The following is a 12064-nucleotide window of genomic DNA, read 5'->3' on the forward strand; positions in this document are numbered from 1 at the left end:
CGGCCATGCTGGCCCCGAGGGGAACCGGAGGAGTCACATGAGTCGACGAGTTCTGTCCATCGTCAGCGCGATAGCGCTCGCGAGCACGCTGGTAGCGGCACCGGTGTTCGCCGAGCCCGCCTCGCCACCAGCGCCGCCGATCAACTGGCAGCCCTGCGCGGAGAGACCGGAGGTCGAGTGCGGCGCGGTGGAAGTGCCGGTGGATTGGTCGAAGCCGCACGGCGAGACCATTCAGATGGCAGTCGCCCGACGCAAGGCCACCAGCCCGGAACAACGAATTGGATCGCTGATCTACCTGGAAGGCGGGCCGGGCGTGTCCGGCGTCTCGACCGTGCTCAACGCGGTCCCGTTCTCGCCCGAGATCACCTCCAAGTTCGACGTCGTCAGCTTCGACGCGCGCGGTGCCGCCCGCAGCGCGGGCGTGCGATGCGATCTGGAGCTGCTCGACGACATGCCGGAGTTCGTTCCGGACGGCACGCCTGAACAATTCGAAAGCGTCCGAGGGTACGTCAAGCAGCTCGGGGACAGCTGCCGGCAGCACAGCGGTGCGCTGCTGGACAACCTGGACACCGCGAGCGTGGCCAACGACGTCGACGCCCTCCGGGCGGGCCTCGCGGAGGAGCGGATCAGTCTTTTCGGCTTCTCCTACGGGACGTTGACCGGTCAGATGTACGCCGAGCGATTCCCGAACCGGGTTCGTGCTCTGCTGCTGGACAGCGTGGTGGATCACAGCCTCAGCACCGAGGAGTTCGTGACCACCGGGGCGGCCTCGGCGGAGGACAGCTTCAACGAGTTCGTGAAGTGGTGCGCGGAAACCCAATCGTGCGCGCTGCACGACGAGGATGTTCCCGCGCTGTTCGACACCTTGTACGAGCGCGCGAGGCGCGGTGAGCTGAACAGGCCCGGCTCGAACGAGAAGATGACCCCGACCGCGCTGAGCGAGATCATGACCCGTGGGGCCTATGCCCCGGTCTGGCCCGCGATGGCCACGGAGTTGAAGCGGCTCCGGGACGGGGGCGCCGCGGACGTGGCAGCGCGCGACCGAGCAGACCTCCTCGACGAGCAGGAGGCGATTCCCGACGAAACGGCTCTGTTCTGCGCGGACTGGAACACGCGCATCGACTCCGCGCAACGCTTCCAGGAGTTGTGGGACGCGCAGGAGGATGCCGCGCCGCAGCTGCGTTACAGCATGCTGTGGAAGTTCGTCCCGCTGTGCGCCAACTGGCCGGCGGAGACCAAGAACCCGCAGCATGAGCCGAGGCTGACCGGAGCAGCACCGGTGCTGATCATGAACGCGTTGCACGATCCGACGAGCGGCTACAACTGGGCGACCAACGTGGACCGTCAGGTCGACAGCGCCGAGCTGCTGACCTACGACGGTTGGGGTCACGGGGTGTACGACCGCAATGAGTGCACCGTGCGGGCCGCCGACCGGTACCTGGTCGACCTGACCATGCCGAAGCCGGACACGCATTGCCCGGCGGTACCGCCGGAGCAGCAGGGCGGTGCGCCGATGTCCCCGATGGCCGTCGGGCGCTGACCCGGTACCGCCCCGCGGGCGGCGTCCCAACAGCGGCTCCACGTTTCTCGACCAGCTCCTAGGTCATCCCGGCGGGTCGATTCCGAGCCAGGCGAAGGCGTTCTCGCCGGTGATCCGGCGCAGGGCTTCCGGCGGCAGGTCCATCGCGCGCAGCGTCCGGGCAGCGGGGTCCTCGCGGGGCATGGCCGGGAAGTCCGAGCCGACCAGGAGGCGGTCGGCACCGAGGAGGTCGACGAGGTAGCGGATCGCGCGGTGGTCGAAGACCAGGGAGTCGTAGTAGAACCGCCGCGCCAGGTCCAGCGGTGACGGGCCGTCGTCGGGTGCCACGGCGCGGTCGAGGTCGACGGGTTCCTCGTTCCACGAACCGCCCCAGAAGTACTGGGCGCGCGGCAGCATCAGCGGGTAGCCGCCCGCGGCGTGGCTGAAGGCGATGCGCAGGTCCGGGCACTGGGCGGCGGTACCGCCCACGACCATCGACGACGCCGCCAGCGCTCCTTCCACGCCCACCACGTAGGTCCCCATGGCCGCGGGCGGGAGGCGGTTGGTGGCGGTGGGCATGGCGTGCACGAACACCGCCAGCCCGAGCCGTTCGGCCTCGGCGAAGAACGGCAGGAACCGCTCGTCGCCGATGGATTCGCCCGCGATGTTGGAGGCGATCTCCACTCCGCTCAGACCCTGGCCCCGGATGGCGGTGAGCTCGGTGGCAGCCGATTCCGGGTCCTGCAGCGGAACCATCCCCAAGCCCAGCAGGCGCTGCGGGTGGGTTCGGCACAGGGACGCGGTGAACTCGTTGACGTGCCGCGCCAGCGACAGGCCGTCAGCCGGCGGCAGGTCGTAGCGCAGCAGCGGTGGCATCGGGCTGAGCACTTCGAGGTCCACCCCGGAGGCGTCCTGCGCCTCGACGCGGCGCTCGGCGTCGAAGAACACGTCCCTGGCGCGGAACTTCAGCGCGCCGAACAGCAGGGTTCGCGCGCTGTCGCCGTCGATCGGCTCCATGCGCGGGAAGCACTCCGGGGCGTCGGCCGGGTAGTCGTGGGGCAGCAGGTGCGCGTGCGCGTCGACCAGCACGGATTCCTCCCGGCGGGATCAGTCGTTGGGGTGGACCGACACGTGCACCGGGGATTCGCCCGGGACCTCGCCCGCGAGGGTTTCCACGGCGAGCGCGGTGTCGTCGAGCCCGAATGTGTGGGTGTGCAGCTTCTCCAGCGGGAACCTGCGCGACTCGATGAGGCGGATGGCCGCGGCGTTGGACTCGGCGTCGACGCCGAAGGCGCCGAACACCTGCAGGGCCCGGTTGATGATCAGGTCCGTGCGCAGCGGGACCTCGCGGTTGCCCTTCAACCCGGCCAGCACGACCCGCCCGCCGTGCCGGGCCACCAGCAGGGCGTCGGTGACCGGTTGCGCAGCCATCGGTGTGAGCTCCAGGACCACGTCGGCCATCGCCCCACCGGTGATCTCGGTGACCCGCCGCACGGTGTCCTCGGCGTCGTCCCCGTCGACGGTGATCGTGTGGTCGGCGCCGAACTCCGCGGCCAGCGCCAGCTTGTGCGCGTCGGACTCCAGGCCGGTGACGATGATGGTGCCCGCGCCCGCCGCGCGGGCCGCGATGACGCTGGCGATGCCGCGCTGACCCGCGCCGAGCACGACGACGGTGTCGCCGAGCTGGATGCCGCCCAGCTTCGCCGCCCACCGCACACCGGCGCCCAGCGGGTTGAACATCGCGGCGACCTCGGCGGGAAGGGTGTTGTCGATCTTGTGGAGGATGGCGTTCGGCGTCAGGTAGAGGTGTTCGGCCATCCCGCCCCACAGGCTCGGGGCGACGTCGACGCCGGTGACGCCGTGGCCGATGGTGCGGTTCTTGCAACCCTGGTAGCGGCCGGTCAGGCAGTCGCCGCAGGCCCGGCACGGCACGATGACCTCCAGCGCCACCCGGTCGCCGGGCTGCACACCCCACCGCTTCGCGGCCTCGTCCCCGACCTCCTCGACGATGCCCATCGGTTCGTGCCCGGGGATGACCGGGAACCCGCCGCGCATCGTCATGTGGCCCTTGTACATCTCGACGTCGCTGCCGCAGATGCCGTTGGCCTCCACGCGCAGCAGCCCGTCGTCGGCGCCGATCTTCGGCCTGTCGAACTCGCGGATCTCGATCTGCCTCGGCCCGGTCTGCACCGCGGCGCGCACCTTCTCGCTCATGTCTGCCTTCCCCGTTGCTGTGGAAGCTCGTCGTCGATCCGCACCGCCGTGCCCGACCACTCGCCGAAGAGCCGCACCACCATGGAGATCCCGGCGTTGCGCGCCCCGGCCACGAGCAGCGGGAGGTGCGTGCGGCTGTCGCCGGGCAGCAGCCGGTCGAACCCCTCGGGCCTGGTGCCGTCGGCGTGGCGGACGCCGTTGTCGCTGAGGCCGTCCTTCCCGACCGTGGCGAGGTCGCTGACCTCGCGCCCGCAGCGCTCGGCGAGCCACGCGCGCACCTCGGCCTTGCCGAACCCGGCGTCGGCGAGCAGCTGGGCGTGCTCGGGGCAGAACACGATGCCCGCACCCGCGTGCCGGAAGATCCAGGACCCGGTGCGCGAGAGGGTGTCGGCGAAGTCGGCGAGCAGCTGCTCGGGATCGCCGGTGTGCCGGTTGTCGACGAACTCGCAGGTCCGCAGCAGGGTCGCCGACACCGCGGACGAGCCCGCCGGGGCTCCGGCCTCCTCGGCGAGCGGTTCCCAGGGGGATTCCTCCTCGTTCTCGGCGAGGCAGATCTGCCAGCGCCCCGGCAGCCCCTGGGTGGCCTGCTCCAGCACGTGCGGGCGCACTCCGAAGACGTTGCGCACGATCAGGCCGAACGCCCGCGCGACCGTCGCGTTGGCGCGGAAGCCCGGCCCGAACGCTCCACCGGTGCGGTTGAACCCCAGGCGTTCGCGCACCGGCCCGTTGACGACGATCAGCGGGGCCGGCCCGCTCGTGGACTGCCAGCCGCCACCGGTGGCGGCCCGCTCCCGCATCAGCGCGTCCCAGGCGGCCAGCACCACCGGGAAGTGCTCGGGCAGGCATCCGGCCATCGCGGCGTTGATCGCGGCGAGCTCGACGGTCACGACCCGCTCGAACTGCGGCAGCCGACCGATCACCTCGTCGGGTTCGCGCCGGACCTCGGCCAGGAACCGGTCCACCAGCGGCTGGGATGCCGGAACCAGCGGCAAGCCGTCTGACCAGCCCTGCTCGTAGCAGTGCTCGATGGCCTGCTGGGCCAGGTCGGGGTCGTGCGCGGTCACGAGCCCTCCCTCGTCAGCAGCGCCACGACCTCGGGCAGCACCTCGCTGGCGCGCTGCCGCACCTCGTCCGGGGTCAGGATCGCGACCGGATGCGCGGTGGTGGCGTAGCGGTAGCCGGGGTCGCCGCGCAGCTCGGCCATCGCGTCCGCGGTGGCCACGAACGCGTCGCTGCAGATCACCGCCGCGGGCAGCCCGGCCCGCTCGAACAGCAGTCCGTCGGCCACCGCCGAGGCGCTGCACGAACCGCAATCGCCCACGCCGGTGATCACCACGTCGCAGCGCTCGGTGAACTCCGCGATCAGCTCAGCGGGAGCGGGCTGGGCGAAAGCCCGCTTGGTGCGCAGGACTTCGACACCGGCCGCGCCGTGCTCGGTGCACAGCAGCTCGGCGAGCTCGCGCAGCATCAGGTCGGCGTTCTGCTTGGTGTTCTCCAGCAAGCCCACCCTGGCGCCGACGAGACCGGCAGGGCGTTCGGCGAACTGCGCCGCCTCCGCTCCGGCGTTCGTCGCGCCTCCGGTGGGGTCGAGGATTCTGCTGGGCACGTCGGCTCCTCTCAGCTCGCGATCCGGGTGAGCCGGGTCTTCATCTCGGAACGTTCGAGGGAGCCCGGCGGCACCAGGTCCACCTCGGCGCGCACCGACAGGCGCGTGCGGATCGCTTCCTCGATGCGGGTGGTCAGTTCGGCCAGGTCGCCGGCCTGCTCGCCGCGTTCGACCTGCACGCGCAGCGGTGGTTCGACGCGCGGCCCGGCTTCGGGCAGCACGACCTGGATGGCTCCGGTGGTGCGCGGGTGCATGGCCTGCACCAGATCCCGGATTGCCGAGGGGAAAACGTTGACGCCGAGCACGATGAGCATGTCGTCGGTCCGGCCGAAGCAGCGGATCAGCGGCATCCCGTCGTCGGCGACACCGGTGACCACCACCCGGTCTCCGGTGCGGAACCGCACCAGCGGGCAGCACTCCCGGTCCACCGAGGTGTAGACGAGCTCGCCGCGCGCACCGGTCTCCGGCACGACCACCGCGCCGCTGTCGGGATCGACGAGTTCGACGAGCACGTGCCGGCCACCGGTGAAGCGCATGCCGCCGGTGCCGGGGCGTTCGCCGAACAGGACCGGGGCCATGTCGGCGTTGCCGAGACCTTCGGTGACCGGCGCACCCCACTCCCGCTCGACGTGCTCGCGGAACGCGGGCTCTCCCCCGCCGGGTTCGCCGCCGACGAAGATCCTGCGCAGCCCGAACTCCCTCGGATCGCGCCCGCGCGCCCGCAGGTGCTCGGCGAGGTAGCGGGCGTAGGACGGGGTGGAGTGCAGGGCGGTGACGCCGAGGGTTTCCATGGCCTGCACGACCTTCTCCGACGCCCCGGTTCCGATGGGGATGAACGTCGAACCGATCCGCTCGAACGCGTCGCGCACCGGGAGCCCGCCGACGAACAGGGTCAGCCCGGCCGCGTGCACCACGACGTCGTCGCTGGTGGCACCCATGGTGCGGAAGGCGCGGGCGACCATCTCGGTCCAGGCCGCGGCATCTCGCCGCGTCACGCCCACCCAGCTGGGCCTGCCGGTGGTGCCGGTGGAGGCGTGCACGCGCACCACGTCGGCCAGCTCCGCCGCGGCGTGCTCGCCGAGCGGCGGTCTGGCGGACTGGGATTCGCGCAGCATCGGTTTGGTGGTGAACGGGAACTTGGCCAGGTCTTCGAGCGAGTCGAACGCGGCCGGGGTGATGCCGTGCTCGGCGAACTTCTCGGCGTAGAAGGCGGAGCGCGCCGGCAGCCCGTCGAGCTGGGCGCGGAGCAGGTCGAACACGGCGTCGCGATCGTCCGGCGCGACGAAGCTCGGCGTGACCAAGGTGATCCTCCGGTGGCTCAGGACTCGTGGACGACGACGCCGCGGATGTTCTTGCCGTCGGCCATGTCCTGGTAGGCGTCGTTGATCTGATCCAGCCGGTACTTGCGGGTGACCAGCTCGTCGAGCTTGAGATCGCCGCAGCGGTAGAGCCCGAGCAGCCGGGGGATGTCGTGGAGCGGGTTGGAGTCGCCGAACAGGGCGCCGCGGATCTGGCGCTGGTAGCTGATGGTGTTGCCCGCGTGCACGTGCACGGTGTTCTCGCCGAGCTTGCCGACGGCGGTGATGGTGACCTTGCCGCCCTTGCCGACGACCTGCACCGCGGAGTTGACGACCTCTTCGGAGAGCACCCCGGGCGTGCAGATGGCGTGGTCGGCGAGCTGTCCCCAGGTCGTCTCGACGACGAAGTCGTGCGCGGAGGCGGCGTCGGCGAAGGTGTGGGTGGCGCCGAAGACCTTCGCCATGTCCCGCTTGAACTCCACCGGGTCCACCACGACGACGTTCTTCGCCCCGGCGTAGCGGGCGCCCTGCACCGCGTTGCTGCCCACTCCCCCGGCGCCGTAGATCACCACGGTCTGCCCGGCGCGAACACCGGCGGCGTGCACCGCCGAACCCCACCCGGTCGGGACTCCGCAGCCGACGAGCGCGCCGATCTCGAAGGGGATGTCGTCGTCGAGCGGCACGCACGCCCACTCCGACACCACCGCGTACTGCGAGAACGTTCCCAGCGTGCAGAAACCGCCGAGGTCCTCGTCGCCGAGGTGGAACCGGAAGGTGCCGTCGAGGAACATGCCGGTGCCCGCGTTGAGGCCCTTCACGCACATGTTCTGGTGCCCCGTCGAGCACGGCCGGCAGGCGCCGCAGGCGGGGATGTAGGAGCACACGATGCGATCGCCGGGTTTGACCCGGCGCACGTCAGGGCCCACCGATTCGACGAATCCCGCGCCTTCGTGGCCGCCGACGATCGGGAACCGCACGGGCGCGTCGCCGTGCGTGATGTGGTCGTCGGAGTGGCAGAGCCCGGCGGCGTGGAACTTGACCCGGACCTCGTGCGATCCGGGTTCGTCGAGGGCGAGTTCGGCGATCTCCCAGCCCTCGTGCGGCCGGTGGGCGATGGCGGCGCGCGTGGTGATGGCGGCGCGCGTGGTGATGGCGGCGCGCGTGGTGATGGTCATGACGTGACCCCCGTTTCCGGCTGTGCCGCGACCGGCACGTGCGGCAGCACCTCGGCACCGATCAGGGCGATCTGGTCGAGGTCGTGGATGTCGTAGACGTGCAGGTAGACGGTGTCCGCACCGATCTCGGCGAGCTCGCCGATCCGGTCGACGAGGTGGTCCGGCGCGCCGATGGCGGCGTGGGCGCGCATGAACTCCGAGCCGATCACCTCGGCCCGCCGATCGACGTCGGCGCGGGTGGTGCCGCAGGCGACCGGCAGCACCGCCGAGTGCCGCGCGTTCGCGGGATCGCGGCCGATCGCCTCGCAGGCGCGGTCGAAGGTCGCGAAGCGCTCGCGCAGGTCACCGCCCAGGGCTCCGTTGAACTCGGCGGCGTGGCGGGCGGCGATCGCCGGGGTCCGCTTCGGTCCGGCACCGCCGATGATGATCGGCGGGCCCGGCAGCTGCGTCGGACGGGGCGGCGTCCTGTTGTCGTCGATGCGGAAGTGCTCGCCTTCGAAGGAGAAGCCGGGAGCCGCACCGGTTTCGGTGGACCACAGTCCGGTGAGGACGGCCAGCACCTCTTCGAGCCTGTCGAACCGCTCCCGGGTGGTGGGGAATTCGAGGCCGAAGGCATCGTGTTCCCGTCCGTACCAGCCGGTTCCGATGCCGAGTTCGACCCGGCCGCCGCTCATCTCGTCTACGGTGGCGACGATGGTGGCCAGCAGTCCCGGCGGCCGGAAGGTGCTGGCGGTGACCAGCGACCCGAGCCGGATCCGGCTGGTCTCGCGGGCCAGCCCGGCGAGCGTGGTCCAGCAGTCGGTGGGCCGGTACTCGGGATCGTCCGGGTCGACGCCGAGGAGGTGGTCGGATCGGAAGAACGCCTCGAACCCGGCGTTCTCGGTGGCGCGCGCCAGCGCGAGGACCTCGGCGTAGCGCGCTCCGTGGCGGGGCTCCATGAGCACCCGCATCCGGACCCCGCTCTCACGCGGCGCCAAGGAGCGCCACCGCCTTCAGCCGGAGGTCCGCCACAGCACTCGTCATCGATCTGCTCCTAGCGGGGGTCACTGCTCGTGGACGACGACGCCGCGAACGTTCTTGCCGTCCAACATGTCCTGGTATCCCTGGTTGACCTCGTCCAGCCAGTACCTGCGGGTGATGAGCTCGTCGAGCTTGAGGTCCCCGGACTGGTAGAGGCCCAGCAGGCGCGGGACGTCGTGCAGCGGGTTGCAGCCGCCGAAGATGGCGCCCTGCACGCGTCGCTGGTAGCCGATGAACATCCCGGCGGGGGCGTCGATGCTGCCGTTGCCGACGGCGGTGATGGTGACCTGCCCGCTCTTGCCGACGACCTGCAACGCGGAGTCGATGACGGCGTCGTGCAGCACGCCGACGGTGATGATGGCGTGGTCGGCCAGCTCTCCCCAGGTGGTCTCCACGACGAACTCGTGCGCCGATGCGGCGTCGGAGAACGTGTGGGTGGCGCCGAAGACCTTCGCCATGTCCCGCTTGAACTCCACCGGATCCACCACCACGACGTTCTTCGCCCCCGCGAAACGCGCGCCCTGCACCGCGTTGCTGCCCACTCCCCCGGCCCCGTAGATCACCACGGTCTCGCCCGCCCGGACGCCCGCGGCGTGCACCGCCGAACCCCACCCCGTGGGCACCCCGCAGCTGACCAGGGCGGCGACGTCGAACGGGATCTCGTCGGCGATCTTGATGCAGGAGAACTCCGAGATCACCGCGCGCTCGGCGAAGGTGCCCAGCACGCACAGCCCGCCCAGGTCCACGCCGTCGAGGTGGAACCGGAAGGTGCCGTCGGCGAACATGCCGGTGGAGGCGTTCTTCCCGGCGTCGCACAGGTTCTGCCGGCCCGTCGAGCAGTACCGGCAGGACCCGCAGGCCGGGATGAACGAGCACACCACGTGGTCCCCGACCGCCACCCGGGTCACGCCCTCGCCGACCGCCTCGACGACCCCCGCCCCCTCGTGCCCGCCGACCACGGGGAAGCGCATGAACGCGTCGCCCTTCTGGATGTGGTCGTCGGAGTGGCACAACCCGGCGGCGTGGAAGCGGACCCGCACCTCGTTCGCCTTCGGTTCGTCGAGCTCGACGTCGGTGATCTCCCAGGGCCGACCGGGCTCCCGGCAGATGGCGGCACGCGTGGTCATGCTCATGTGGGCCTCGTTCCTGGACGATCGGCACGGCACATCCGCGGGGGCCTCGCGGTCCTGGACCGGCGAACGCGCTCACCCGCAACGCGTTTCACGATGCCCCCGGCCGCCCCGGCTGGGCGACACCGCTTCTGCGACGCGGAAGCCGCAGCCGCGGAACGGACCGGAACGGCCGAACCGGGCCCGCACCACGTGCGAGCCCGGTTCGGTCACCTGCGCTGTGGTGGGGCGAGGACTCAGATCTCGAGCGTGCCGTCGATGCAGGTGATCGTGCTTCCGCCGACCCAGATGGCGTCGCGCTCGTCGGTGTCGACGCGGACCTGACCGGCGCGACCGAGGGCCGTTCCCTGGCGGGTGGTGTAGGGGGCCGTCGTGCGGCCGGAGGTCAGCAGCCACTGGGCGAGTGAGGCGTTGAGGCTGCCGGTGACCGGGTCCTCCATGCAACCGCCGACGCCGGGGGAGAACGCGCGGACCTCGTACCTGGCGGGTCCGCCCGCCGCGTGCGGGCCCGCGACACCGATCTTGAGGTCGTCGCGGTAGGAGGGCTCCAGCGCCAGCACCGCATCGGCGTCGGACAGCAGCAGCGCGACCCATCCTGGACCGTTGTCGGCCCACCGCGCGTCCACGATCTCGCCGCTGTCGATGCCCAGCGCGGCGGCGATGCGTTCCAGCAGTCCCGGGTCCACCGGGCCGGACCGCAGCAGCGGGGGCGCCTCGAAGGCCAGTCCGCCTCCTGTCCGGCGCACCGTCACCAGCCCGGCACCGCACTCCTGGATCACCGCGTCGCGCCGGCCGTGCACCGACTGCCAGGCGTGGCAGGTGCCCAGCGTCGGGTGACCGGCGAAGGGCAGCTCGGCGGAGGCCGTGAAGATCCGCACCCGGTAGTCGGACGCATCGCTGGTCGGCGGCAGCACGAAGGTCGTCTCCGACAGGTTCGTCCACGCCGCGAAGCGCTGCATCTGCGCGTCCGACAGACCTTCCGCGTCGAGCACGACCGCGACCGGGTTGCCGTAGTACGGCACGTCGGTGAACACGTCCACCTGCTGGAACCTCCGCATGAACGCACACTAGCGGGCGCGGTTCGGTCACGTGATCCGCCCGACGCCGCGGAATAGCGGCCGCCCGTCCCGGGTTGTGATCGACATGCGTGTCGTTGGTTTCACCGAGTTCGGCGGTCCGGAGGTCCTGGGTGTGCACGAGGTGCCGGAGCGGCATCCGGGACCGGGCGAAGTGCGGATCCGGGTGCGCGCGGCGGCGGTCAACCCGACCGACACCGCCGGTCGCGCCGGCTGGTTCCCCGACCGGTACCGCGATGTCGAACCGCCCTACGTGCCGGGAATGGACGCCGCCGGCGTCGTCGACGAGATCGGCGAGGGCACCGAGACCGACCTGCGCGTCGGCGAGGACGTGATGGCCATCGTCATCCCGTCCGGGGCCCACGGCGCCTACTCGGAGAGCCTCGTGGTGCCGGCCGCGTCGGTCGCCCGCACCCCTGCCGGGACCGGTCACGATGCCGCGTCGACGCTGCCGATGAACGGGCTCACCGCGCGCCTCGCCCTCGACCGGCTCGGGCTGCCGCCCGGCGGTCTGCTCGCCGTCACCGGTGCCGCCGGAACCCTCGGCGGCTACGTCGTGCAGCTGGCCAAGGCCGACGGCCTGCGGGTGATCGCCGACGCCAAGGACTCCGACCGCGACCTGGTCGCCTCGCTGGGCGCCGACGAGATCGTCGAGCGCGGTGACGACGTCGCCACCCGCATCCGCGAGATCGCGCCCGGCGGTGTGGACGGCGTCGTGGACGCGGCGGTGCTCAACGACCGGGTCGAGGCCGCGGTCCGCGACGGCGGCGGCATCGCCACGGTGCGCGGGTTCACCGCCGAAGCCGAACGCGGCATCCGGTACCACGCGGTGCTCGTCCGCGACTACTGGTTGGAGCAGGCCGAGCTCAACCGGTTGCGGCAGCAGGTCGAGGACGGCGCGCTGACGCTGCGCGTCGCCGACACCTACCCGATCCAGGAGGGCGCCGAAGCGCACCGGCGGCTCGAAGCCGGTGGCACCCGTGGCCGGTTGGTCATCCGCTTCTGACCGCTGGCGGCGGCCGGACG

At 71.4% G+C, this 12064-nt stretch carries 11 protein-coding genes; 2 read left to right on the forward strand and 9 right to left on the reverse strand.

What is annotated here, in order from left to right; genetic code table 11:
- Positions 1-37 precede the first annotated feature (37 nt).
- The gene (locus AB0J78_RS11055) at positions 38-1540 is read left to right on the forward strand and encodes an alpha/beta hydrolase (RefSeq protein ID WP_363788657.1); all 1503 of its coding nucleotides are present in this window, start codon (positions 38-40) and stop codon (positions 1538-1540) included.
- A 63-nt stretch (positions 1541-1603) separates the two neighbouring features.
- Here AB0J78_RS11055 and AB0J78_RS11060 read toward each other — a convergent pair whose 3' ends face one another.
- The 9 genes from AB0J78_RS11060 to AB0J78_RS11100 all read right to left on the reverse strand — a co-directional run bounded on the left by AB0J78_RS11060 (position 1604) and on the right by AB0J78_RS11100 (position 11020).
- Positions 1604-2608, reverse strand: a complete 1005-nt coding sequence (locus AB0J78_RS11060; RefSeq protein WP_363788658.1) for an amidohydrolase family protein — start codon at positions 2606-2608, stop codon at positions 1604-1606.
- Between the two features lie 18 nt (positions 2609-2626).
- Positions 2627-3733, reverse strand: coding sequence for an alcohol dehydrogenase catalytic domain-containing protein (locus tag AB0J78_RS11065; RefSeq protein WP_363788659.1), 1107 nt, complete (start codon positions 3731-3733; stop codon positions 2627-2629).
- The gene (locus AB0J78_RS11070) at positions 3730-4797 is read right to left on the reverse strand and encodes a hypothetical protein (RefSeq protein WP_363788660.1); all 1068 of its coding nucleotides are present in this window, start codon (positions 4795-4797) and stop codon (positions 3730-3732) included. The genes AB0J78_RS11065 and AB0J78_RS11070 overlap by 4 nt, the downstream gene beginning before the upstream one ends.
- Positions 4794-5339, reverse strand: coding sequence for a UGSC family (seleno)protein (locus tag AB0J78_RS11075; protein ID WP_363788662.1), 546 nt, complete (start codon positions 5337-5339; stop codon positions 4794-4796). The genes AB0J78_RS11070 and AB0J78_RS11075 overlap by 4 nt, the downstream gene beginning before the upstream one ends.
- Positions 5340-5350: 11 nt before the next feature.
- Positions 5351-6640 (reverse strand): AMP-binding protein, encoded by a 1290-nt coding sequence (locus tag AB0J78_RS11080; RefSeq protein ID WP_363788664.1) that lies wholly within the window; start codon positions 6638-6640, stop codon positions 5351-5353.
- Positions 6641-6657: 17 nt separating this feature from the next.
- Complete coding sequence (locus AB0J78_RS11085; protein ID WP_363788665.1) at positions 6658-7812, reverse strand: NDMA-dependent alcohol dehydrogenase; 1155 nt, start codon at positions 7810-7812, stop codon at positions 6658-6660.
- Positions 7809-8762, reverse strand: a complete 954-nt coding sequence (locus AB0J78_RS11090; protein ID WP_363788899.1) for a TIGR03560 family F420-dependent LLM class oxidoreductase — start codon at positions 8760-8762, stop codon at positions 7809-7811. Before AB0J78_RS11090 ends, AB0J78_RS11085 begins: the two co-directional genes overlap by 4 nt.
- A gap of 93 nt (positions 8763-8855) precedes the next feature.
- Complete coding sequence (locus AB0J78_RS11095; RefSeq protein ID WP_363788667.1) at positions 8856-9965, reverse strand: NDMA-dependent alcohol dehydrogenase; 1110 nt, start codon at positions 9963-9965, stop codon at positions 8856-8858.
- 233 nt (positions 9966-10198) lie between these two features.
- Positions 10199-11020, reverse strand: a complete 822-nt coding sequence (locus AB0J78_RS11100; protein WP_363788668.1) for a PhzF family phenazine biosynthesis protein — start codon at positions 11018-11020, stop codon at positions 10199-10201.
- A gap of 85 nt (positions 11021-11105) precedes the next feature.
- Here AB0J78_RS11100 and AB0J78_RS11105 point away from each other — a divergent pair, with 85 nt between their 5' ends.
- The gene (locus AB0J78_RS11105; RefSeq protein WP_363788669.1) at positions 11106-12044 is read left to right on the forward strand and encodes an NADP-dependent oxidoreductase; all 939 of its coding nucleotides are present in this window, start codon (positions 11106-11108) and stop codon (positions 12042-12044) included.
- Positions 12045-12064 lie beyond the last annotated feature (20 nt).

Source organism: Saccharopolyspora sp. NPDC049426, from assembly GCF_040676935.1.
Classification (GTDB): Bacteria; Actinomycetota; Actinomycetes; order Mycobacteriales; family Pseudonocardiaceae; genus Saccharopolyspora.